Origin of the sequence: Salmonella sp. SAL4457, assembly GCF_046548235.1 — a bacterium.
Classification (GTDB): domain Bacteria; phylum Pseudomonadota; class Gammaproteobacteria; order Enterobacterales; family Enterobacteriaceae; genus Salmonella; species Salmonella enterica.
This window is the reverse complement of the sequence record NZ_JBGDZO010000002.1, coordinates 313,974-336,207: the sequence shown is the minus strand read 5'-3', so window position 1 is coordinate 336,207 and position 22,234 is coordinate 313,974. Positions and strand designations below refer to the sequence as shown.

General features: G+C 53.5%; 19 protein-coding genes and 1 other RNA gene. 4 read left to right on the top strand and 16 right to left on the bottom strand.

Annotation, left to right across the window (positions count from 1 at the left end; genetic code table 11):
* Positions 1-6: 6 nt before the first annotated feature.
* The 8 genes from ACLJNW_RS09230 to ACLJNW_RS09195 form a co-directional block, all read right to left on the bottom strand.
* Complete coding sequence (locus ACLJNW_RS09230; protein ID WP_024154704.1) at positions 7-900, bottom strand: transporter; 894 nt, start codon at positions 898-900, stop codon at positions 7-9.
* Positions 901-1,348: 448 nt separating this feature from the next.
* Positions 1,349-4,222, bottom strand: coding sequence for an aminomethyl-transferring glycine dehydrogenase (gene gcvP, locus ACLJNW_RS09225; protein ID WP_024154703.1), 2,874 nt, complete (start codon positions 4,220-4,222; stop codon positions 1,349-1,351).
* A 162-nt stretch (positions 4,223-4,384) separates the two neighbouring features.
* A complete protein-coding gene (gene gcvH / locus ACLJNW_RS09220; protein ID WP_001295377.1) occupies positions 4,385-4,774 on the bottom strand; it encodes a glycine cleavage system protein GcvH in 390 nt (129 codons plus the stop codon).
* Between the two features lie 25 nt (positions 4,775-4,799).
* Complete coding sequence (gene gcvT, locus ACLJNW_RS09215; protein WP_000068738.1) at positions 4,800-5,894, bottom strand: glycine cleavage system aminomethyltransferase GcvT; 1,095 nt, start codon at positions 5,892-5,894, stop codon at positions 4,800-4,802.
* A 454-nt stretch (positions 5,895-6,348) separates the two neighbouring features.
* The gene (gene ubiI, locus ACLJNW_RS09210; RefSeq protein WP_001192144.1) at positions 6,349-7,551 is read right to left on the bottom strand and encodes an FAD-dependent 2-octaprenylphenol hydroxylase; all 1,203 of its coding nucleotides are present in this window, start codon (positions 7,549-7,551) and stop codon (positions 6,349-6,351) included.
* Positions 7,552-7,676: 125 nt separating this feature from the next.
* Positions 7,677-8,855: a 2-octaprenyl-6-methoxyphenyl hydroxylase gene (gene ubiH, locus ACLJNW_RS09205; RefSeq protein ID WP_001591945.1), complete on the bottom strand. Its 1,179-nt coding sequence runs from the start codon at positions 8,853-8,855 to the stop codon at positions 7,677-7,679.
* The gene (gene pepP, locus ACLJNW_RS09200) at positions 8,852-10,168 is read right to left on the bottom strand and encodes a Xaa-Pro aminopeptidase (RefSeq protein ID WP_000193682.1); all 1,317 of its coding nucleotides are present in this window, start codon (positions 10,166-10,168) and stop codon (positions 8,852-8,854) included. The genes ubiH and pepP overlap by 4 nt, the downstream gene beginning before the upstream one ends.
* Positions 10,169-10,193: 25 nt before the next feature.
* A complete protein-coding gene (locus ACLJNW_RS09195; RefSeq protein ID WP_000027236.1) occupies positions 10,194-10,772 on the bottom strand; it encodes a YecA family protein in 579 nt (192 codons plus the stop codon).
* A 166-nt stretch (positions 10,773-10,938) separates the two neighbouring features.
* Between ACLJNW_RS09195 and zapA the strand changes: the two genes are divergently transcribed.
* The 3 genes from zapA to ACLJNW_RS09180 all read left to right on the top strand — a co-directional run bounded on the left by zapA (position 10,939) and on the right by ACLJNW_RS09180 (position 12,110).
* On the top strand, positions 10,939-11,268 hold the full coding sequence (zapA, locus tag ACLJNW_RS09190) for a cell division protein ZapA (protein ID WP_001276011.1): 330 nt from the start codon (positions 10,939-10,941) through the stop codon (positions 11,266-11,268).
* Between the two features lie 41 nt (positions 11,269-11,309).
* Positions 11,310-11,493: non-coding RNA, 6S RNA (ssrS, locus tag ACLJNW_RS09185), on the top strand.
* Positions 11,494-11,513: 20 nt separating this feature from the next.
* Positions 11,514-12,110 carry a 5-formyltetrahydrofolate cyclo-ligase gene (locus ACLJNW_RS09180; RefSeq protein ID WP_001574944.1) on the top strand — a complete coding sequence of 199 codons (597 nt, stop codon included), beginning with the start codon at positions 11,514-11,516 and terminating at the stop codon, positions 12,108-12,110.
* A 380-nt stretch (positions 12,111-12,490) separates the two neighbouring features.
* On the opposite strand, the gene serA is transcribed toward ACLJNW_RS09180, so the two are convergent.
* Both serA and rpiA read right to left on the bottom strand, forming a co-directional pair.
* Positions 12,491-13,723, bottom strand: coding sequence for a phosphoglycerate dehydrogenase (serA, locus tag ACLJNW_RS09175; protein WP_001151627.1), 1,233 nt, complete (start codon positions 13,721-13,723; stop codon positions 12,491-12,493).
* A gap of 266 nt (positions 13,724-13,989) precedes the next feature.
* On the bottom strand, positions 13,990-14,649 hold the full coding sequence (gene rpiA, locus ACLJNW_RS09170; protein WP_000189741.1) for a ribose-5-phosphate isomerase RpiA: 660 nt from the start codon (positions 14,647-14,649) through the stop codon (positions 13,990-13,992).
* A gap of 153 nt (positions 14,650-14,802) precedes the next feature.
* On the opposite strand from rpiA, the gene argP reads away from it, so the two are divergent.
* Positions 14,803-15,696, top strand: coding sequence for a DNA-binding transcriptional regulator ArgP (argP, locus tag ACLJNW_RS09165; RefSeq protein WP_000828348.1), 894 nt, complete (start codon positions 14,803-14,805; stop codon positions 15,694-15,696).
* A 265-nt stretch (positions 15,697-15,961) separates the two neighbouring features.
* On the opposite strand, the gene ACLJNW_RS09160 is transcribed toward argP, so the two are convergent.
* From ACLJNW_RS09160 to epd, 6 genes are all read right to left on the bottom strand, one after another.
* Positions 15,962-16,708, bottom strand: a complete 747-nt coding sequence (locus ACLJNW_RS09160) for an oxidative stress defense protein (RefSeq protein WP_000669854.1) — start codon at positions 16,706-16,708, stop codon at positions 15,962-15,964.
* Between the two features lie 93 nt (positions 16,709-16,801).
* Positions 16,802-17,437: an arginine exporter ArgO gene (gene argO / locus ACLJNW_RS09155; protein ID WP_000626863.1), complete on the bottom strand. Its 636-nt coding sequence runs from the start codon at positions 17,435-17,437 to the stop codon at positions 16,802-16,804.
* A gap of 187 nt (positions 17,438-17,624) precedes the next feature.
* Positions 17,625-18,485: a small-conductance mechanosensitive channel MscS gene (locus ACLJNW_RS09150; protein WP_000389833.1), complete on the bottom strand. Its 861-nt coding sequence runs from the start codon at positions 18,483-18,485 to the stop codon at positions 17,625-17,627.
* 226 nt (positions 18,486-18,711) lie between these two features.
* Positions 18,712-19,791 carry a class II fructose-bisphosphate aldolase gene (fbaA, locus tag ACLJNW_RS09145; protein WP_000034386.1) on the bottom strand — a complete coding sequence of 360 codons (1,080 nt, stop codon included), beginning with the start codon at positions 19,789-19,791 and terminating at the stop codon, positions 18,712-18,714.
* Positions 19,792-19,893: 102 nt separating this feature from the next.
* A complete protein-coding gene (gene pgk, locus ACLJNW_RS09140) occupies positions 19,894-21,057 on the bottom strand; it encodes a phosphoglycerate kinase (protein WP_000111274.1) in 1,164 nt (387 codons plus the stop codon).
* A 21-nt stretch (positions 21,058-21,078) separates the two neighbouring features.
* Entirely contained in the window at positions 21,079-22,125 is a 1,047-nt protein-coding gene (gene epd / locus ACLJNW_RS09135; RefSeq protein WP_000218338.1) for an erythrose-4-phosphate dehydrogenase, read from the bottom strand.
* Between the last annotated feature and the right edge of the window lie 109 nt (positions 22,126-22,234).

Below are 22,234 nucleotides of genomic sequence, written 5' to 3'. Positions count from 1 at the left end.
CGAGTCTTACCAGGTCTTACCTATTTTAAATTCCCAGCGTACATTTTCCATTTTGGTTGGCGACTTCGCTTCCTGCATTACCGGGAAGAAGGCTCCGGCACCAAACCATAATTTCAGTGAATCGACGGCAATATTAAATGACGGACCAACAACCCATTCGGTAGTTCCAGAATGGTTATTAATTACGCTGCCATTAGACAGTTTTTTCGTTCCAGAGGCATTATTGCTGTAGGCACTTTCCAGACCAAGATCCAGCGGTAAATCGCTAAACATATACCGCACCTGGGTATTCCACTGGAATTCGTTACCTCGTTTCACGTCCTGGTTACCGCGCTCAAATGGTCCCTGATAGACAAAACCCATATCCCCTTTAATGTTAGGAGTAAATAATTTTGTTAAAGTGAGTGTTACTCTTCCTCCCCAGGCGCTATTCCCAGGCAAATGATTATCTCCATCTTGCCCGGTGGGTAGTAATAATGCCCCGCCTACCGTAACCCAAAACGGATCACCTATTCGCTGGCTCATTAAAGCATAATTGACCCCCACCGATTGGTCGCCCATTCCCTCTATGTGCTCAGGAGACAGATTGTCTCGTTTGTTATTGATATAGGAACCCACAGTTGATAATTCCAGTCTGTCGGTCAAACCGTAACGAATCTTCAATAACCATATCTGGGAGTAAACATCCGGACTTCCGTGCCCCTCGATTTGATGATCTTTATCGCGAAATGAGCTATTCACGGCGGTTAATAACTTTCCTTCCGGCAATACTGAACCACCAGAAATAGCGGTATTAACTGGTGCACCTAATAGATTACTGGGATTATTTTCTCCGTCAGCTGCCATTGCATTCATTAATAGAAAATATGTCATTAATGGCAGAAATATAAATCGTTTCATTATTCCCTCCAGGTATAAAAAACAAAGCGCTAAGTTAATAAATATTTACGTTATTTATGGTTATTTTTAATTTAAATTAATAACTTGATGAATTTAATATACGGAAATTTTTGTAACTATATTGAGAGGTAAATAACGATTCCGGAGAGAAACTATTTGTAACTACATGTAAATATACTGTGTTGTTTTGATTAAATAACAGCAAGGTAAAAATGATGCACAATGAATCATTAAACTCTAAAAAGCCGGTAATTTAATTCTGGCTAATACACTGATACAAACGCCAGGTTGCCTGACAGGAGCCAACGATTTACTGTAATATATTGAATTAGTAACACTTTGTAGCCTGAATAAGGCACTCACACTGCATCCGACATAAACAAAACGCACTTTATTAACAAGCTGAAAAGGCGCCGAAGCGCCTTTAGAAAACAGTCGAATCAGTAAATTACTGGTAGTCGCTAATCGGTACGCAGGAGCAGAACAGGTTACGGTCGCCATAAACATCATCCAGACGTTTCACCGTCGGCCAGTATTTGTCTGCCACGCCTGCCGGGAATACGGCAACTTCACGGCTGTACGGATGCGCCCACTCGGCGACCAGTTCGCTCTGAATGTGCGGCGCGTTCACCAGCGGGTTATCTTCCAGCGGCCAGACACCCGCTTTCACCTGGTCAATCTCTGCGCGAATAGCCAGCATCGCATCGATAAAGCGATCCAGCTCAGCCTTACCTTCAGATTCCGTCGGCTCTACCATCAGCGTGCCCGCCACCGGGAACGACATGGTTGGCGCATGGAAACCGTAGTCGATCAGACGCTTGGCAATATCCAGCTCGCTGATGCCGGTTTCTTCTTTCAATGGGCGAATATCAAGAATACATTCGTGCGCCACACGGCCATCGCGACCGGTATACAGTACCGGATAGGCATCTTTCAGACGGCTGGCAATGTAGTTAGCGTTAAGAATCGCGACCTGGCTTGCCTGCTTCAGGCCTTCTGCGCCCATCATGCGGATGTACATCCAGCTGATTGGCAGGATAGAGGCACTACCGAACGGCGCCGCAGAAACCGCGCCCTGACGGGTTAACATGCCTTCGATTTGCACCACGCTATGACCCGGTACGAACGGTGCCAGATGCGCTTTCACGCCGATCGGTCCCATGCCTGGGCCGCCGCCGCCGTGCGGAATGCAGAAAGTTTTATGCAAATTGAGGTGCGAAACGTCCGCGCCAATAAAGCCCGGTGAGGTAATGCCGACCTGAGCGTTCATGTTCGCGCCGTCAAGGTAAACCTGACCGCCGAACTGGTGCACAACTTCACACACCTCACGGATCGTTTCTTCATACACGCCGTGGGTGGACGGATAGGTCACCATGATGCAAGAAAGGTTCGCAGCATGTTGTTCTGCTTTTGCCCGCAGATCGTCCAGGTCGATGTTGCCGTTCTTATCACAGGCGACCACCACCACCTGCATTCCTGCCATATGTGCAGAAGCAGGGTTAGTGCCGTGAGCAGAGGCCGGAATCAGGCAGATATCGCGATGCCCTTCGTTGCGGCTTTCGTGATAGTGACGAATCGCCAGCAGCCCCGCGTATTCCCCCTGTGCGCCGGAGTTAGGCTGCATACAGACGGCGTCGTACCCGGTGAGTTTCACCAGCCAGTCAGAAAGCTGGCTAATCATCTGATGATATCCTTCGGCCTGTTCCGGCGGGCAGAACGGGTGCAGTTCAGCGAATTCCGGCCAGGTGATAGGAATCATCTCGGCGGCGGCGTTCAGCTTCATGGTGCAGGAACCCAGCGGGATCATCGCCTGGTTCAGCGCCAGATCTTTACGCTCCAGCGAGTGCATATAGCGCATCATCTCGGTTTCGCTGTGGTAACGGTTAAATACCGGATGCGTCAGAATCGCATCGTCACGCAGCATACTTTGCTGAATGGAACGGCTATCAAGCGCCACGTCTTTATCCAGTGTTTCAATGTTCAGACCGTGGCTGTCGCCCAGCAAAACATTGAACAACTGCGCCACATTCTCACGGGTGGTGGTTTCATCGAGCGTAATACCCACCGCGTTATGAATATCGCTGCGCAGATTGATCTCTGTCGCTTCCGCACGCGCCAGTACCGCAGCTTTATCAGCCACTTCCACACACAGGGTGTCGAAGTAGTGCGCATGACGCAGCTTTAAGCCTTTCTGTTGCAGACCTGCCGCCAGAATATCGGTCAGGCGGTGGATACGATTCGCAATGCGCTTCAGACCGACCGGACCATGATAAACGGCATACAGGCTGGCGATGTTAGCCAGCAGTACCTGCGAGGTACAAATGTTGGAGTTCGCTTTCTCACGACGGATATGCTGCTCGCGAGTCTGCATCGCCATGCGCAGTGCGGTATTGCCCGCCGCATCTTTTGATACGCCGATAATACGGCCTGGCATGGAGCGTTTGAATTCATCTTTGGCGGCAAAGAACGCCGCGTGCGGGCCACCGTACCCCATCGGTACGCCGAAGCGTTGCGCAGAACCGAAAACAATGTCCGCGCCCTGTTTACCCGGCGCGGTAAGCAGCACCAGCGCCATAAAGTCGGCGGCGACGCTGACAATCACTTTACGGGCTTTGAGTTCGCTAATCAGCGCGCTGTAATCGTGAATTTCGCCCGTGGAGCCAACCTGCTGCAACAGCACGCCAAACACATCCTGGTGATCCAGTGCTTTCGCCGCGTCATCCACAATGACGTCAAAGCCAAAGGTTTCGGCGCGAGTACGCACGACGTCCAGAGTTTGCGGATGGACATCAGAGGCGACAAAGAACCGGTTGGCATTTTTCAGTTTGCTGACGCGCTTTGCCATCGCCATCGCTTCAGCGGCGGCGGTCGCTTCATCCAGCAGCGAGGCGGAAGCCATGTCCAGCCCTGTCAGGTCCAGCGTCACCTGTTGGAAGTTGAGCAGCGCTTCCAGACGCCCCTGAGAGACTTCCGGCTGATAAGGAGTGTAGGCGGTGTACCAGCCTGGATTTTCCAGCATGTTGCGCAGGATAACCGGCGGTAGCTGCACGGCGGTGTAGCCCATGCCAATGTACGACGTGAAGCGCTTGTTACGCCCGGCGATGGCTTTTAATTCCGCCAGTGCGGCATATTCGGTTGCCGCCTCTCCAACCTGCGGCGGAGTCGCGAGCTGAATGTCTTTCGGCACAATCTGACCTGTCAGCGCGTTTAACGACTCGGCGCCAACCGCATTCAGCATCTCTTGTTGCTGTGCGGCGTCCGGTCCGATGTGGCGTTCAATGAAAGCGCCGCGGTTTTCAAGCTGGCTTAACGTCTGTGTCATGGGCGATGGTTCCTGAAACGTGCAGTGAATCGTGATTGTCTCTAACTCAATTGCCCGGTGGCGCTGACGCTTACCGGGCCTACGCGTGCGAAAACGAATACGCAAAATCATTCGCGTTGCAGTGAGTAGGCCGGATAAGCATTAGCGCCATCCGGCACAACATTATTCGTCTTCTAACAATGCCTCATACGCGGTGGCATCCAGCAGCGATTCAAGTTCGCTTTCATCGCTGGCTTTGATTTTAAAGATCCAGCCACCGGCATACGGTTCGCTGTTCACCAGCTCCGGGGAGTCGCTCAGCGCATCGTTTACCGCCACGATCTCGCCGCTTACCGGCGCATAAATGTCGGACGCCGCTTTTACGGACTCCGCCACGGCGCAGTCGTCGCCCGCGCTTACGGTCGCGCCGACTTCCGGCAGATCAACAAAAACCATATCGCCCAACAGCTCCTGAGCGTGTTCAGTAATGCCAACGGTGTAAGTGCCATCCGCTTCTTTACGCAGCCATTCGTGTTCTTTGCTGTATTTCAGTTCTGCGGGTACGTTGCTCATCAATTAATCTCCAAAAAAGGATGAATCACGCGACGGCTTTGCCGTTACGCACAAAAACAGGTTTAGTCACTTTTACCGGCATTTCACGGTTACGAATTTGTACAATCGCCGTCTCGCCGATGCCCGCCGGAACGCGCGCCAGCGCAATGCTGTAGCCCAACGTTGGGGAAAACGTCCCGCTGGTGATAATGCCTTCTTGCTGATTGCCCTGCGCATCGGTAAAACGCACCGGCAGTTCATTACGCAATACGCCTTTCTCGGTCATCACCAGACCGACAAGCTGCTCATGGCCTTTTTCACGCTGCATCTCCAGCGCCTCACGGCCAATAAAGTCGCGGTCAGCAGGTTCCCAGGCGATAGTCCATCCCATATTAGCCGCCAGCGGAGAGATACCTTCATCCATCTCCTGACCGTACAGGTTCATGCCTGCTTCCAGACGCAGCGTGTCGCGCGCGCCAAGACCGCACGGCTTCACGCCCGCCTCCACCAGCGCACGCCAGAAATCCGCCGCTTTTTCATTCGGCATGGCGATTTCATAGCCCGCTTCGCCGGTATAACCGGTGGTAGCGATAAACAGATCACCCGCCTGAACGCCGAAGAACGGCTTCATACCTTCTACTGCATGGCGCTGTTGGTCAGTAAACAGAGTCGCCGCTTTTTCCTGCGCATTCGGCCCCTGTACCGCAATCAGCGACAGGTCGTCACGAACGGTGATGTCGATGGCATAAGGTTCAGCGTGTTGGGTAATCCAGGAGAGGTCTTTTTCGCGGGTGGCGGAGTTAACAACGAGACGGAAGAAATCTTCAGTGAAGTAGTAGACGATAAGGTCATCAATCACGCCGCCCGATGCGTTAAGCATACCGGAGTAGAGGGCTTTACCCGTCTTCGTTAGCTTCGCGACGTCGTTTGCCAGCAGATAACGCAAGAACTCCCGGGTGCGGCTGCCATGAAGATCGACAATGGTCATATGCGATACATCAAACATCCCGGCATCGGTGCGCACAGCGTGGTGTTCATCAAGCTGAGAGCCGTAATGCAGGGGCATCATCCAGCCATGAAAATCGACCATGCGGGCGCCGCATAGCGTGTGTTGTTCGTACAAAGGCGTCTGTTGGGCCATCTTTTCCTCGTTGAATTAGCGGGGGCTAACAACCATTTTCATGGGAAATCTTCGCCACGAAACCTGGCATCGACGCCCTTTTTCCTGCGCCGACGCAAACGTTCTCTTGCTCCTGAACTTACCACCGAACCAGGCGCTAAACCATAAGGCTGAATTTACCATCACATTAGCTTATGACTAAAAAATGCTAAAACCCAATCAGCACAAAAAACCACTATTACGCTAAATAACCGTCATAAAAAGGAAGCTGATACGATTTACTACAACATAAATTAATATTAAATGCGGAAAAAATGTCGAAAATCGCGTTCGCCAAAAATAGCGGCATTAGAAAATATAATGCGAAATAAGCGGTGAAATTAGATTATTTCAAACGAGGAAAGCCCCCCGGCGCGATAGCCGGGAAAGCAAAGTGTGACGGGTTTCAAACTCTTGCTGGCGTGCAGTCAGACGCTTAACGAAGCCATTGCGGAAGGTCGTTTAGCCCCATTGCCTGGCGAAGCAGTTGGGGTTTGACGCCGGGGAGCGTGTCCGCCAGTTTCAGTCCGATGTCGCGCAGCAATTTTTTTGCCGGGTTTTCGCCGGCAAACAGGTCACGAAAACCTTGCATCCCGGCAAGCATCATCGCCGCACTATGTTTACGGCTACGCTCATAACGACGGAGATAAAGATGTTGGCCAATGTCTTTGCCCTGGCGCTGAAGCCGGCGCAGATCGTCCACCAGTTCGGCCGCGTCCATAAAGCCGAGGTTGACGCCTTGCCCTGCCAGCGGATGGATGGTGTGCGCGGCATCACCGACCAACGCCAGACGATGCGCGGCAAACTGGCGAGCATAGCGGCCCGTCAGCGGAAAAACCTGCCGTTCGCTTTCCAGGCGGCATAAGCCCAGCCGATTATCGAAGGCGATAGTCAACGCCTGGTTAAACGCCTCGTCGCCGCTCTGTTGCATACGCTCCGCATCCTGCGGAGAAAGCGACCAGACAATGGAACACAGATGCGGATCGCTTAACGGCAAAAACGCCAGAATACCTTCACCATGAAACACCTGGCGAGCAACCGCGCCGTGCGGCTCTTCGGTGCGGATAGTCGCTACCAGCGCATGGTGGCGGTAGTCCCAGAAAGTTAAGGGAATATCCGCTTTGTTACGCAGCCAGGAGTTGGCGCCATCCGCGGCAATCACCAGACGCGCGGTTAACATCGCGCCGTCTTTTAAAGTCAGGAAGGCGTCGTTCTCTCCCCAGGCAACCTGCTGTAACTCCGCTGGCGCCATTAAGGTGATATCCGCCGCTTGCTGCGCTTTTTGCCACAATGCGTAGTGAATGACGCTGTTTTCAACAATATGCCCCAGATGGCTATATCCCATGCTTGCGTCATCAAACGTAATACGGCCAAAGCTGTCTTTATCCCAGACTTCCATACCGTGGTAGCAACTTGCCCGTCGCGCCACAATGTTTGACCATACGCCAAGACGGGTAAGCAGTTTTTCGCTGGCGGCATTAATCGCCGACACCCGAAGCTGAGGCGGGGCATCGTTCGCCAACGGCTGGGGGACAACGTGATCCAGTACCGCAACGCGCAAACCGCTCCCCTGCAAGCCGCAGGCGACAGCCAGTCCCACCATGCCTCCGCCAACTATTGCTACATCAACACTTTGCACTATTTACTCCTGGAAACCGGAACAATCAAAACCGTAGGCCGGATAAGGCGAAGCCGCCATCCGGTATTTTTACGAACACGATGCCGGATGGCGGCGTAAATGCCTTATCCGGCCTACAGATCTGCTTAACGCGCAACCCAACCTAAGGTCCGCTGTGCCAGCGCATCGCGCGCAGGCGGTAATAATTCCATCGCCATTAAACCGATATTGCGCCCAATAACCAGCGGCGCCCAACGATTTGCAAACAGATGGACCAGACCGTTCGTTACGCCAATCGTCGTATCCCGGTCAACCTGACGACGCTGCTGATAGCGCGATAACACGTGCCAGGCGCCAATATCCTCGCCCGCGTCCTGTGCCGCGACCAGCGTTTCCGCCAGGCTCATGACATCGCGCAGACCGAGATTAAACCCTTGTCCGGCGATAGGATGCAACGTCTGCGCCGCATTGCCGACCATGACAGTCCGGTGAGTAAACACTTTTGCCGCCGTAGTCAGGGCAAGCGGATACACGCTGCGCTTACCGGCCTGAGTAATTCGCCCCAGCCGCCAGCCGAACGCGGCCTGCAATGCATGGCAGAACTGCGCGTCGGACCAGCTCAGCACCTCATCGCGCTGGTCGAGCGGGTGACACCAAACCAGCGAACATCGGCCATGCGACATCGGCAACATCGCCAGCGGGCCATTGGGAGTAAAACGTTCAAAGGCGCGTCCCTGATGCGGGATAGCGGTCGCGACATTCGCTATCACCGCTAACTGTTCGTAAGGCTCCTGATGCCAGTCAACGCCGCAGGCTGACGCGAGCGCGGAGTGGGTACCGTTAGCCGCCACCAGCACGCTGCCAGCTATCACATTGCCGTTTTCCAGAGTGACGTTAACCTGCTGTTGGGTACGCGACACGCTGGCTACGCGCTCCGGGCAGTGCAGCGTAACGCCTGGCGCTTTACGCAAGAGCGCAAACAGACGCAGCCCGATATCATGCAGCTCCGCAACGTGCCCCAACGCTGCCAGACTGTAGTCCTGCGCGTCGAGAGTCACAAATCCGGCATGGCCGCGATCGCTGACGTGTACGGTGTTGATTGCCGTTGCGCAATCGGAAATCGCCTGCCAGACGCCAATTCGCGCCAGTTGCTGACAAGTGCCCGCCGCCAGCGCAATCGCTCTGGCGTCAAAGCCGGGATGACCGTCGGCTTCAGGCGCTTTCGCTTCAATCAGGTGTACCGGCAACGTCCCATGACTGAACTGAGAGATGGCCAGCGCCAGCGTCGCGCCTGCCATGCCGCCGCCAACGATAATGACGCTCATTGCTGCCGCGCCGCCGCCATTAATGCCTCAATGTCATCCGCCTTCTTCACAACGCCAGCGGTCAGGTTTTCATTACCGGTTTCGGTAATGACAATGTCATCTTCAATTCGAACGCCAATGCCGCGATACGCTTCCGGCACGTCGGCATCCGGCGCGATATAGAGGCCTGGCTCTACGGTCAGTACCATGCCCGGCTCCAGGGTACGGGAGCGATCCGGCCCATAAACGCCGACATCATGAACATCCAGCCCCAGCCAGTGGCTCAAGCCATGCATAAAGAAAGGACGATGCGCATTTTCGGCAATCAGTTGATCAACCTCTCCTTGCAAAATCCCCAGCTTCACCAGCCCGGTTATCATGATGCGCACGACTTCGCCGGTCACCTCCTGAATAGAGGTACCAGGACGGAACAGTCGCAGGCTGGTCTCCAGCGATTCCAGAACGATGTCATAAATTTCACGCTGAGCTGGCGTAAATTTCCCGTTCACCGGGAAAGTACGCGTGATGTCGCCCGCGTAACCTTTATATTCACAACCTGCGTCGATAAGCACTAAATCGCCGTCGCGCATTTCACTTTCGTTTTCAGTGTAATGCAGGATACAGCCATTTTCGCCGCTGCCGACAATGGTGTTATAGGAGGGATAGCGCGCGCCGTGGCGATTAAATTCGTGGTGAATTTCCCCCTCCAGCTGATACTCAAACATCCCCGGACGGCATTTTTCCATCGCGCGGATATGCGCCAGCGCGCTAATTTCCCCGGCGCGGCGCAGGACAGCAATCTCTTCCGGCGATTTGAACAGGCGCATCTCATGGACGATCGGTCGCCAGTCAGTCATGGTGGCCGGCGCGGTCAGATTCTGGCGGGAGCCTTTACGCAGCTTCTCCAGCGCAGCCAGAACAATCTCGTCGGCATACGCATATTCGCCCTGCGCGTGGTACACCACATCCAGACCATTAAGCAACTGAAAGAGTTGCTGGTTGATTTCGCTAAACGCCAGCGCCCGGTCAACGCCCAGTTTTTCCGGCGCGGCATCCTGTCCTAAACGGCGACCAAACCAGATTTCCGCAGTCAGGTCGCGAACGCGGTTGAACAAAACGCTGTGGTTGTGGGTGTCATCACTCTTAATCAGTACCAGCACGGCTTCCGGTTCGTTAAAACCGGTGAAATACCAGAAGTCGCTACTCTGGCGATACGGATATTCACTGTCTGCGCTGCGCGTCGCCTCCGGCGCGGCAAAGATCAGCGCGGCGCTGCCGGGCTGCATTTGCGCCAGTAATGCCTGGCGACGGCGTTGGTATTCCTGCTGAGTCATGACATGGCCTCCATTTCGTTTTTTCTTAGTGTAGCGTCGGTTTACGCACTTCCGGCGCGGTCGGCTGTTGGCGCGTGAAAGTGTCATGACATAACAGCGCCGCAACACGGACATATTCGATGATCTCTTCGAGCGACATCTCCAGCTCTTCCTGATCTTCGCTCTCATCATAACCAAGCTGCGCAATATTACGCAGGTCGTCAATCGCTTCACCCGTTTCGCCGGTGACTTTATCAAGTTTAGGCTGCGTTACGCCGAGGCCAAGCAAAAAGTGGTTAACCCACCCGGCTAAGGCATCTGCGCGATCGAATACGCTGACATCGTCGCCTTCAGGCAGATAAAGCTGAAAAAGAAAGCCGTCGTCTTCCAGCGCGTCGCTGGTCGCCGCGTGCATTTTGCGCAGCGCCTGAGCAAGCTCATGCCCGAAGGCCAGACCTTCGTTCGTCAGGTCGTGCAACAGCGGCTGCCATGAGCTGTCGTTGTTGCCGCCGCAAATCATCCCGCTGATTAAACCATGCATTTCAGCCGGGGTCAGACCGGCCCCTTGTTGATTCAAAAACCGGTTCATTTCGTTGTAACCAGGCATTTCGTTCTGTATAGACATAAGCATTCGTCATCAAAGGGAGGATATTCATGATATGCTACCACTTTGGACCCTGGTGAACCAGAAAAGGGCTTGTATCTTCACACCAGGGTAGCTATAGTGTCGCCCCTTCGCGGACCCTGGGTCTGGAGACGAAGGCAGCGCAGTCAATCAGCAGGAAGGTGGCATGTCTGCACAACCCGTCGATATCCAAATATTTGGCCGTTCACTGCGAGTGAATTGCCCGCCTGACCAAAGGGATGCGTTGAATCAGGCTGCGGACGATCTGAATCAGCGGTTGCAAGATCTGAAAGTTCGCACTAGAGTCACAAATACTGAGCAGTTGGTTTTCATTGCCGCATTGAATATCAGCTATGAGTTAACTCAGGAAAAAGCGAAGACCCGCGATTACGCGGCGAGCATGGAACAACGTATTCGGATGCTACAACAGACCATCGAACAGGCGTTGCTTGATCAAGGTCGCATAACCGAAAAAACGGGCCAAAACTTTGAATAACACTTTTCGCTTTACTATGGTAAAGTGATTGTGAAAACAGAATTTCTCTGAGATGTTTGCAAGCGGGCCAGTCCCCTGAGCCGATATTTCATACCACAAGAATGTGGCGCTCCGCGGTTGGTGAGCATGCTCGGTTCGTCCGAGAAGCCTTAAAACTGTGACGACACATTCACCTTGAACCAAGGGTTCAAGGGTTACAGCCTGCGGCGGCATCTCGGAGATTCCCCTTCTGACTGGCGACAGCCATGACGCAACTTCCCGAACTCTCTTTATCACGACAAGAAATCCGCCGGATGATTCGGCAACGTCGCCGTGCGCTAACGCCAGAGCAGCAACGCCGTTTTGGTCAACAGGCCGCCGCCCGAATGCTCAGCTTTCCTCCCGTCGTGATGGCGCACACTGTCGCCGTGTTTCTCTCCTTTGATGGCGAACTCGACACCCAGCCGCTGATTGAACAGCTATGGCGAGCAGGCAAGCGCGTCTACCTTCCGGTTCTTCATCCCTTCAGCCCTGGCAACCTCCTGTTCCTGCACTATCATCCGCAGAGTGCGCTGGTGACCAACCGCTTAAAGATCCGGGAGCCACGGCTTGATGTCCGCGACGTATTGCCGCTGGCAAAGCTGGATGTGCTGGTAACGCCATTAGTGGCGTTTGACGAAGGCGGGCAGCGCCTGGGGATGGGCGGCGGATTTTATGACCGTACGTTGCAAAACTGGCAGCAGCATAAGATCCAGCCCGTGGGCTACGCGCATGATTGCCAGTTAGTAGAAAAACTGCCAGTTGAAGAGTGGGATATCCCGCTGCCTGCGGTGGTGACGCCGTCCAAAATTTGGGAGTGGTAGCCGTGTTTTGTCGATTGACAGCGTCGCTTTTTTGACCTAAATTTCTCGGTGAAGGGTGAGGGAGGCGAACCTCCCTCCTGCGTACTCACTGTTAATATGCTGGGCAAGCGATGATTAACAGGATCAGCAGCATGATGACGTATCTCATCATCGTCCCTTTCCTTTTTAGAGCCCCTGCCTCGGTAGGGGCTTTCCCGTTTCAGCGCTATGCTGAGCCCTTATCGTAAATTCCTTTTATTGCTGTACAACACGCAACGCTGCCTTTAATTACCAATTGCGGCAAGGCTCGAAAACAGAATGTATGCGTTACACGAAGAGATGTTGAGGCAGGGAAACCAGAGAAAGGATGGGCAGGTCATCTCCTGCCCATTTAGCGGAAATTAGTACAGCAGACGGGCGCGAATGGTGCCCGGAATCGCCTTCATCGCCAGCAGCGCTTTCTCCGCCACATCGCCATCGGCTTCTATATCAATTACCACATACCCCATTCGGGCGGAGGTTTGCAGATACTGTGCGGCAATGTTAACGCCCTGCTCGGCAAAGATCTGGTTAAGCGCGGTCAATACGCCCGGGCGGTTTTCGTGGATGTGCATCAGGCGACGACCACCGTGCAGCGGCAGCGACACTTCCGGGAAGTTCACGGCGGACAGCGTCGAGCCGTTATCCGAGTACTTAATCAGTTTTCCTGCGACTTCCAGACCGATGTTTTCTTGCGCCTCCTGCGTCGAGCCGCCGATATGCGGCGTCAGGATCACGTTATCGAATTCGCACAGCGGAGAGGTAAACGGATCGCTATTAGTGGCCGGTTCCGTCGGGAAGACGTCGATAGCCGCCCCCGCCAGATGTTTCGTCGCCAGCGCGTCGCACAAAGCCGGGATATCTACCACCGTACCGCGCGCGGCGTTAATCAGCAGCGAACCCGGCTTCATCAGGGCAATCTCTTTTGCGCCCATCATGTTTTTGGTGGAGGCGTTTTCAGGTACGTGCAGACTGACCACATCGCTCATATTCAGCAATTCAGACAGATGCTGCACCTGAGTTGCATTACCGAGCGGCAGTTTATTTTCAATATCATAGAAATAGACATGCATCCCCAGCGATTCCGCCAGAATGCCCAACTGCGTTCCGATATGGCCGTAACCGATAATGCCAAGCTTTTTACCGCGCGCTTCGAACGATCCCGCCGCCAGTTTATTCCATACGCCGCGGTGCGCTTTGGCGTTCGCTTCCGGCACGCCGCGCAGCAGCAGCAATAGCTCGCCAATCACCAGCTCCGCCACGGAACGGGTATTCGAGAATGGCGCGTTAAAGACCGGAATACCGCGTTTTGCCGCCGCATTTAAATCCACCTGGTTGGTGCCGATGCAAAAACAGCCAATCGCCACCAGCTTCTCTGCGGCGTTAATCACTTCTTCTGTCAGATGAGTACGGGATCGCAGACCGATGAAGTGGGCATCGCGGATGGACGCTTTCAACTGTTCAGCGTCCAGCGCGCCCTTGTGATATTCAATGTTGGTGTAACCTGCCGCACGAAGGCTTTCCAGCGCCTTTTGATGCACCCCTTCAACCAGCAGAAATTTAATTTTATCTTTCTCCAGCGATACCTTTGCCATTTCCCCGATCCTGTCTTTTTTTGCCATCTGATGTTGTGTGTGGATTTGCATCCGTCCTTCAACATATCAAAAAAAATTATCACGGCAATATGAACGTTTGCGCCAGCGTCGTGAAGGAATCGCATACAGCGGGAAATAGCAGATGAAAATACCGGGAATAACTTTTTCTTTGGAGGGATCGGCAGGGCAAACGATTAAACGTGATACATGTCACCAAATTTGCCCTGACCGAATTTTTTACGCGGCAGGAAATACGCCTGGCGGGATCATTTTACGATGGTTTTCACCCCGTCCGGCGTGCCGATCAGTGCGACATCGGCGCCACGGTTGGCGAACAACCCTACGGTCACGACGCCCGGAATCGCGTTAATGGCGTTTTCCAGCGCGATGGGATCAAGGATTTCCATACCATAAACATCCAGAATCACGTTGCCGTTATCCGTGACCACGTTCTGACGGTACTCCGGACGCCCGCCCAGCTTCACCAGTTGACGAGCGACCGCGCTGCGCGCCATCGGAATCACTTCGACCGGCAACGGGAATTTGCCAAGAATATCCACCTGTTTAGAGGCATCCGCAATACAGATAAATTTCTCCGCCACGGAAGCAATAATTTTCTCACGGGTTAATGCCGCGCCGCCGCCTTTGATCATCTGCATATGACCGTTGATTTCGTCCGCGCCGTCGACATAGATACCCAGGCTATCCACTTCGTTGAGATCAAACACGTGAATACCGAGGCCTTTGAGTTTTTCAGTCGAGGCGTCCGAGCTGGAGACCGCGCCTTCAATCTGGCCTTTCATTGTGCCCAGCGCATCAATAAAGTGTGCGGCCGTTGAGCCTGTACCAACGCCCACAATGGTGCCGGGCTGTACATACTGAAGTGCCGCCCATCCTACCGCTTTTTTCAGTTCATCCTGCGTCATAGATCGTTTCGCCTGTGGTGTGAAAATACAGCCGCATTATAGAACATTGTCGGGAAAAATCTCCGTGTCCGTACACAGGCTACGGATTTCATCTGTACCGACGGCAAATTTATGTCATAGTGCGGAAAAAAATAACAGGAGCATGACACAACAATGAAACGTCCGGACTACAGAACACTACAGGCGCTGGATGCCGTTATACGTGAACGAGGGTTCGAGCGCGCCGCCCAGAAGCTGTGCATCACGCAATCCGCCGTCTCACAGCGCATAAAACAGCTTGAGAATATGTTCGGACAACCTTTATTGGTGCGTACCGTTCCTCCTCGCCCTACGGAGCAAGGGCAAAAATTACTGGCTCTGCTGCGTCAGGTTGAACTGCTGGAAGAAGAGTGGCTGGGCGATGAACAAACCGGCTCTACACCGCTGCTGCTGTCGCTGGCGGTTAACGCCGATAGTCTGGCGACCTGGCTGCTTCCGGCGCTGGCGCCGGTGCTGGCGGACTCCCCTATCCGTCTCAATTTACAGGTGGAAGATGAAACGCGCACGCAAGAACGTCTGCGGCGCGGCGAGGTGGTGGGCGCGGTGAGTATTCAGCATCAGGCGCTGCCCAGTTGCCTGGTAGACAAACTGGGCGCGCTCGACTATCTGTTTGTCGCGTCAAGGCCGTTTGCCGAGCGCTATTTCCCCAATGGCGTTACCCGGTCGTCGCTGCTGAAAGCGCCCGCCGTCGCGTTCGACCATCTGGATGATATGCATCAGGCCTTTTTGCAACAGAATTTCGATCTACCGCCCGGCAGCGTGCCGTGCCATATCGTTAATTCATCCGAAGCGTTTGTACAGCTTGCGCGTCAGGGCACGACCTGCTGCATGATCCCTCACCTGCAGATTGAGAAAGAGCTGGAAAGCGGCGAGTTGATCAACTTAACGCCTGGTTTGCTACAACGCCGGATGCTTTACTGGCACCGCTTTGCCCCGGAAAGCCGGATGATGCGCAAAGTGACCGACGCGCTGCTGGAGTACGGGCACAAGGTGCTGCGTCAGGATTAGCCTCTCTATGAATGCCGGATGGCGGCGTGAACGTCTTATCCGGCCTGCATGCCCCATTATTCCCCCGTCGCTTCTTTGAAATTCATCACAAAATCATTGCGTTCAGGCGGCAAAAAACGACGCGCCATTGGCTATTTTTTGCTGGCGGCAAGACGATTTAAAACGCTCACCGTATCAGCAAATCTTCATTTCATTGCGTAATACGGAGCAAAAAATGAGAACACCGGGAGAAAACGCGGCCTGGAAGCGCCCAGGACGGGCAAGATTACTGCGTGCTGGCGGCCGTTGTCGACGTCTGCCCTGTTCCAGGTTCAAGCTGGAAGACCACATCGACCTGATCGTCGAACTGAATGGTCGGCTGCTCGTAAGTTTCCTGCGCGGATACCGGCGCAGCATCTGCGGCTTTCATCATTCGCACCACCGGACTCGGCTGATAATTAGAGACATGGTAACGAACGCTGTAAACTGGCCCCAATTTACTGTTAAAACCGGCTGCCAGCGCTTGCGCCTGATGAATCGCGTCATCAATGGCGGCTTTGCGGGCCTTGTCTTTATAGGCGTCCGGTTGCGCCACGCCCAGCGATACCGAACGAATCTCGTTCAAACCCGCCTTCAGCGCGCCGTCCAGCAGCGAATTGAGTTTATCTAACTGACGCAGCGTCACCTCAACGGTTCGCACCGCGCGATACCCTTTCAGAATGCTTTTACCGTTTTGGTAATCATAATCTGGCTGCGTGCGCAGATTTGCCGCGCTAATGTCTTTTTTCGCAATCTGATTTTGCTCAAGGAAGGAAAGATATTGCGCCACGCGCTCATCGGCCTGCTTCTTCGCCGTCGCCGCGTCCTTCGCCGCGACGTTCACTTCAATCGCTAAGGTGGCGATATCAGGCACAGCATCGACGCTTGCCGTACCGGAAGTCACGATGTGCGGGCCTTCCGGCAATTCGCTTGCCTGCGCCGACATTGCACTTAAACCCACTAATGCCGCCAGGGCCATCACTTTGAACTTCACAGTCTCTCCTCCATATTGCAGTCATTGCCCTGATATACAGGGCGCATGCAGGCAAGCTTAGCGGATATCGGCCTGTTGTCCATCAGACAACGCTTAGTTGAAAAGCGCGTGCATATGCGCGACGCCTTCCCGCGCCAGTTGGAAGGCGATAAGCCACATCACCACCCCAACCAGAATGTTGATAATGCGTTGAGCTTTCGCCGTACGCAGTCGAGGCGCAAGCCAGGCCGCCAGTAGCGCTAACCCAAAAAACCATAAGAACGACGCGCTAATCGTGCCGAGGGCGAACCAGCGCTTTGGCTCCATAGCCAGTTGTCCGCCGAGACTGCCCAACACGACAAACGTATCCAGATAAACGTGCGGATTCAGCCACGTTACCGCCAGCATCGTAGCAATAATTTTCCAGCGCCCCTGCTTCATAACCTCGGCGCTGGCCAGCTCCAGATTACTGCTCATTGCCGTTTTCAGCGCGCCAAAACCGTACCATAACAAGAACGCGACCCCGCCCCATGTGACCAGCGCCAGCAGCCACGGCGACTGCATCAGCAACGCGCTGCCGCCAAAAATACCGGCGCTAATAAGGACTAAATCACTTAACGCGCAAAGCAGCGCTATCATGAGGTGGTACTGGCGACGAATTCCCTGATTCATCACAAACGCATTTTGCGGGCCAAGCGGAAGGATCATGGCGGCGCCAAGGGCAAACCCTTGAAAATAATAAGATATCACGTTAACTACCCTGAGCTATTTTTCTTAAAGGCAGACTATAGCGCGGGAATATTATTAGCGGAAATTGATAATTTTAATCACTAATAAGAAAAGCTAATGAAGAGACTGAATAACGGATGGCGGCTACGCTTATCCGCTCAATAACCAGAGAATACTGGAGGCGGATAAGCGCAGCGCGGGAGAAAAATTACTCCGCGGCGTTATCTTTCACGCGTTTAAAATTGACGTCCATCTGCGGGTACGGGAAGCTAATACCAGCGGCGTCGAATTCACGTTTAATACGTTCCAGCACGTCCCAGTAGACATTTTGCAGGTCGCTGCTTTTACTCCAGACACGCACCACAAAATTAATTGATGAGGCGCCCAGCTCATTCAAACGCACCGTCATTTCGCGATCTTTTAAAATACGATCGTCGGACTCGATAATCGTCGTGAGCAGCTGTTTCACCTGATCGATATCCGAATCGTAGGCCACCCCAATAATGAATTCGTTGCGGCGAACCGGCTCACGAGAATAGTTGATGATATTTCCCGCGATAATTTTGCCATTCGGAATCACAATAATTTTGCCGTCTACCGCGCGCATTGTCGTGGAAAAGATTTGCACGTTAAGTACCGTACCGGCAACGCCGCCTAAATCGACATACTCACCGGCGCGGAACGGACGGAACATAACCAGCAATACCCCAGCCGCAAGGTTAGAAAGCGATCCCTGTAATGCCAGGCCAACGGCTAAACCAGCGGCACCCAGTACGGCAATAACCGAGGCGGTTTGAACCCCCACGCGACCCAGAGCCGCAATCAGCGTAAAAGCGATAACCCCATAGCGCACCAGCGCAGAAAGAAAGTCGGCCACTGTCGCATCAATATGACGCGCACGCATCAGACGATTTACCGTATTGGAGATCACGCGCGCTACAATCAAGCCGATGATGATAATAGCGATAGCCGCAACAATATTCACAGCATAGCTGAGCAATAACGCCTGGTTGCGTACCAGCCAGGTGCCCGCACCATTTATGCTGTCGACAACATTCAAATCTTCCATTCAATATTCCTTGGTCATAGCAAAACAAGCAAATGAGATCATTCTCACGAAAAGAACTTTTTAAAGGTAAACAAAAACAGAAGAATATGCCATTTTTCGGCATCATCCCAAAAAAGGCAGGTACATTGTGAGTTGGCCGGATGAAAGCGCTAACTAACGCCGCTCTCCGGAAATAACGATAAAAAAATGGCTTCCCGAGGGAAGCCATTTCAATCAGCAGACTATATTACAGAACGTCAATCGCGTTCAGTTCTTTAAATGCTTTTTCCAGACGAGCGATCATCGAAGTCTGGCCAGCACGCAGCCATACGCGCGGGTCATAGTATTTCTTGTTCGGCTGATCTTCGCCTTTCGGGTTGCCCAGCTGACCTTGCAGATACGCTTCGTTTTCTTTGTAGTAGTTCAGAACACCTTCCCAGGTTGCCCATTGGGTATCGGTATCGATGTTCATTTTCACTACGCCGTAGCTTACGGAGTCTTTGATTTCCTGAGCAGTAGAACCGGAACCGCCGTGGAAAACGAAGTTCAGGCTGTTGTGCGGCAGGTTGTGTTTCTTAGAAACATAGTCCTGAGAATCACGCAGAATAGTCGGGGTCAGAACCACGTTACCCGGCTTGTAAACGCCGTGTACGTTACCGAAGGAAGCGGCAATGGTGAAACGCGGGCTGATTTTGCTCAGTTCAGTGTACGCGTAATCAACGTCTTCCGGCTGGGTGTACAGGGCAGAAGCGTCCATGTGGCTGTTGTCCACGCCGTCTTCTTCGCCACCGGTGCAACCCAGTTCGATTTCCAGAGTCATGCCAATTTTGGACATGCGCGCCAGGTATTTGGAGCAGATTTCGATGTTTTCGTGCAGAGACTCTTCAGACAGGTCAATCATGTGAGAAGAGAACAGCGGTTTACCGGTAGCCGCAAAGTGTTTTTCACCCGCGTCCAGCAGGCCATCGATCCACGGCAGCAGTTTCTTCGCGCAGTGGTCAGTGTGCAGGATAACCGGCACGCCGTAGTGTTCAGCCATCTGGTGAACGTGATGCGCGCCAGAGATAGCGCCCAGGATTGCCGCGCCCTGAGGTACGTCAGTTTTCACGCCTTTACCCGCGATGAAGGACGCGCCGCCGTTGGAGAACTGAACGATGACCGGTGCTTTAACTTTTGCAGCGGTTTCCAGAACAGCGTTGATGGAATCAGTGCCCACGCAGTTAACTGCCGGCAGAGCAAAATTGTTTTCTTTTGCTACCTGGAACACTTTCTGTACGTCATCACCAGTGATCACGCCTGGTTTTACGAAATCAAAAATTTTAGACATGTTTCGTTGTCCTGTATCGTCGGGCTTTGGGAAAAAACACGGGCCGCCCTGAATGTCAGATCGGCGATAAATCAACGGGCAGGAATCCCCTGCCCGTAACGATTACTTCTTAGCGCGCTCTTCGAGCATCGCTACGGCTGGCAGAACTTTACCTTCCACGAATTCGAGGAATGCGCCGCCGCCAGTAGAAATGTAGGAAATTTTGTCAGCAATGCCGAACAGGTCGATTGCCGCCAGGGTGTCGCCGCCGCCAGCGATGGAAAACGCTTCGCTATCAGCGATGGCATTCGCCACGATTTCAGTCCCTTTACGGAAGTTCGGGAACTCAAACACGCCAACCGGGCCGTTCCACAGAATGGTTTTGGCATTCTTGAGGATTTCAGCCAGCTGCTGAGCGGAAGCATCGCCGATATCCAGGATCTGCTCGTCTTCTTTCACGTCGTTAACGGATTTCAGAGTCGCCGGTGCGGTTTCGGAGAACTCGGTGGCAACGCGAACATCGGTCGGAACCGGGATATCGCAAGTGGTCAGCAGACGTTTTGCTTCGTCAACCAGGTCAGCTTCGTACAGGGATTTACCGACACTGTGGCCCTGAGCGGCAACGAAGGTGTTGGCGATACCGCCGCCGACAATCAGCTGGTCAGCGATTTTAGACAGGGAATCCAGAACGGTCAGTTTGGTAGATACTTTAGAACCACCAACGATAGCCACCATCGGACGAGCCGGTTCTTTCAGCGCTTTACCCAGCGCATCCAGTTCAGCGGCCAGCAGCGGGCCTGCGCACGCAACATCAGCAAATTTGCCGATACCGTGGGTAGAAGCCTGCGCGCGGTGCGCGGTACCAAAGGCGTCCATCACGAATACGTCACACAGGGCGGCATATTTTTTAGACAGCGCTTCGTCGTCTTTCTTTTCGCCTTTGTTAAAGCGAACGTTTTCCAGAACCACCAGCTCACCTTCGGCCACGTCAACGCCGTCCAGGTAATCTTTGACCAGGCGAACCGGGTTAGACAGTTTGTCTTTCAGGTAGTTAACAACCGGCAGCAGAGAGAATTCTTCGTTGTACTCGCCTTCGGTAGGACGACCCAGGTGGGAAGTTACCATCACTTTCGCGCCCTGTTTCAGAGCCAGTTCGATGGTCGGCAGAGAAGCGCGGATACGCGCGTCGCTGGTCACTTTCCCTTCTTTAACAGGTACGTTCAGATCCGCACGGATAAAAACGCGTTTCCCGGCCAGATCCAGATCGGTCATCTTAATTACAGACATGGTGAATCCTCTCAATGATGCTTAAAGTTTTGTCGACGCTGACGCGTCGAGCCTGAAACCAACTGCGGCCATCGCTAACGTGGTGTCGAGCATCCTGTTAGCAAAGCCCCATTCATTATCGCACCAGACCAGCGTCTTGATCAGGTGGGCGCCACTGACCCGGGTTTGCGTGCCATCAACAATGGCGCTGTGCGGGTCGTGGTTAAAATCTATCGAGACCAACGGTGATTCCGTATAGTCAACTATACCATGAAATGCACCTTGTGCTGCTTTTTGCAGCAACTGGTTGACTTCACTGGCTTTTACTGGTTTTTTCACCGTTACGCTTAAATCGATCGCCGTCACATTAATGGTTGGAACGCGCACCGCAATCGCCTCAAAACGGTCGTTAAACTGCGGGAATATACGCGTAATGCCTGCCGCCAGTTTTGTATCTACCGGGATAATCGACTGGCTGGCCGCGCGCGTGCGCCGCAGATCGGAGTGATACGCGTCGATCACCTGCTGATCGTTCATCGCGGAGTGGATCGTCGTGACGGTACCAGACTCGATGCCGTAAGCATCATCCAACAATTTAATGACGGGAATTATGCAATTCGTGGTACAGGATGCGTTTGAGACAATACGATGTTCCGCACGCAGTTGATTCTGGTTCACGCCAAAAACGACGGTGGCGTCAAGATCGTTGCTGCCCGGATGAGAAAAGAGCACTTTCTTCGCGCCAGCGGCAATATGCGCCTCGCCATGCTCCCGGTTGCCATATACGCCCGTACAATCCAACACGACATCCACGCCCAGTTCGCGCCACGGCAGATCCGCCAGCGTTCGTTCATGCAGAATACGAATGACATCGTCGCCGACAAAAAGCTGCTCGCGCTCGTGGCGAACCTCCCATGCAAAACGCCCGTGGCTGGTATCGTATTTCAACAAATGCGCCATGCCTGCGGCATCCGCCAGCTCGTTGATGGCCACCACGGTAATTTCCGCCCGACGTCCGGATTCATACAAAGCACGAACCACGTTACGCCCGATGCGACCAAAGCCATTAATCGCTATGCGTACGGTCATAGGTCTCCTGCAAGGCTATCCCGATTCAGATGAGGCTGACAGAGTAATGCAGCTCATTGTCGAGTAAAACCTCACCTGTCGCAAACTGCGACTGATTGGTTAATTGTCG

What these genes read in the sequence shown, in the direction of transcription:
- ACLJNW_RS09230 (WP_024154704.1), bottom strand. Translation starts at nt 900, where the DNA reads ATGAAACGATTTATATTTCTGCCATTAATGACATATTTTCTATTAATG.
- gcvP (WP_024154703.1), bottom strand. Translation starts at nt 4,222, where the DNA reads ATGACACAGACGTTAAGCCAGCTTGAAAACCGCGGCGCTTTCATTGAA.
- gcvH (WP_001295377.1), bottom strand. Translation starts at nt 4,774, where the DNA reads ATGAGCAACGTACCCGCAGAACTGAAATACAGCAAAGAACACGAATGG.
- gcvT (WP_000068738.1), bottom strand. Translation starts at nt 5,894, where the DNA reads ATGGCCCAACAGACGCCTTTGTACGAACAACACACGCTATGCGGCGCC.
- ubiH (WP_001591945.1), bottom strand. Translation starts at nt 8,855, where the DNA reads ATGAGCGTCATTATCGTTGGCGGCGGCATGGCAGGCGCGACGCTGGCG.
- pepP (WP_000193682.1), bottom strand. Translation starts at nt 10,168, where the DNA reads ATGACTCAGCAGGAATACCAACGCCGTCGCCAGGCATTACTGGCGCAA.
- ACLJNW_RS09195 (WP_000027236.1), bottom strand. Translation starts at nt 10,772, where the DNA reads ATGTCTATACAGAACGAAATGCCTGGTTACAACGAAATGAACCGGTTT.
- zapA (WP_001276011.1), top strand. Translation starts at nt 10,939, where the DNA reads ATGTCTGCACAACCCGTCGATATCCAAATATTTGGCCGTTCACTGCGA.
- ACLJNW_RS09180 (WP_001574944.1), top strand. Translation starts at nt 11,514, where the DNA reads ATGACGCAACTTCCCGAACTCTCTTTATCACGACAAGAAATCCGCCGG.
- serA (WP_001151627.1), bottom strand. Translation starts at nt 13,723, where the DNA reads ATGGCAAAGGTATCGCTGGAGAAAGATAAAATTAAATTTCTGCTGGTT.
- rpiA (WP_000189741.1), bottom strand. Translation starts at nt 14,649, where the DNA reads ATGACGCAGGATGAACTGAAAAAAGCGGTAGGATGGGCGGCACTTCAG.
- argP (WP_000828348.1), top strand. Translation starts at nt 14,803, where the DNA reads ATGAAACGTCCGGACTACAGAACACTACAGGCGCTGGATGCCGTTATA.
- ACLJNW_RS09150 (WP_000389833.1), bottom strand. Translation starts at nt 18,485, where the DNA reads ATGGAAGATTTGAATGTTGTCGACAGCATAAATGGTGCGGGCACCTGG.
- fbaA (WP_000034386.1), bottom strand. Translation starts at nt 19,791, where the DNA reads ATGTCTAAAATTTTTGATTTCGTAAAACCAGGCGTGATCACTGGTGAT.
- pgk (WP_000111274.1), bottom strand. Translation starts at nt 21,057, where the DNA reads ATGTCTGTAATTAAGATGACCGATCTGGATCTGGCCGGGAAACGCGTT.
- epd (WP_000218338.1), bottom strand. Translation starts at nt 22,125, where the DNA reads ATGACCGTACGCATAGCGATTAATGGCTTTGGTCGCATCGGGCGTAAC.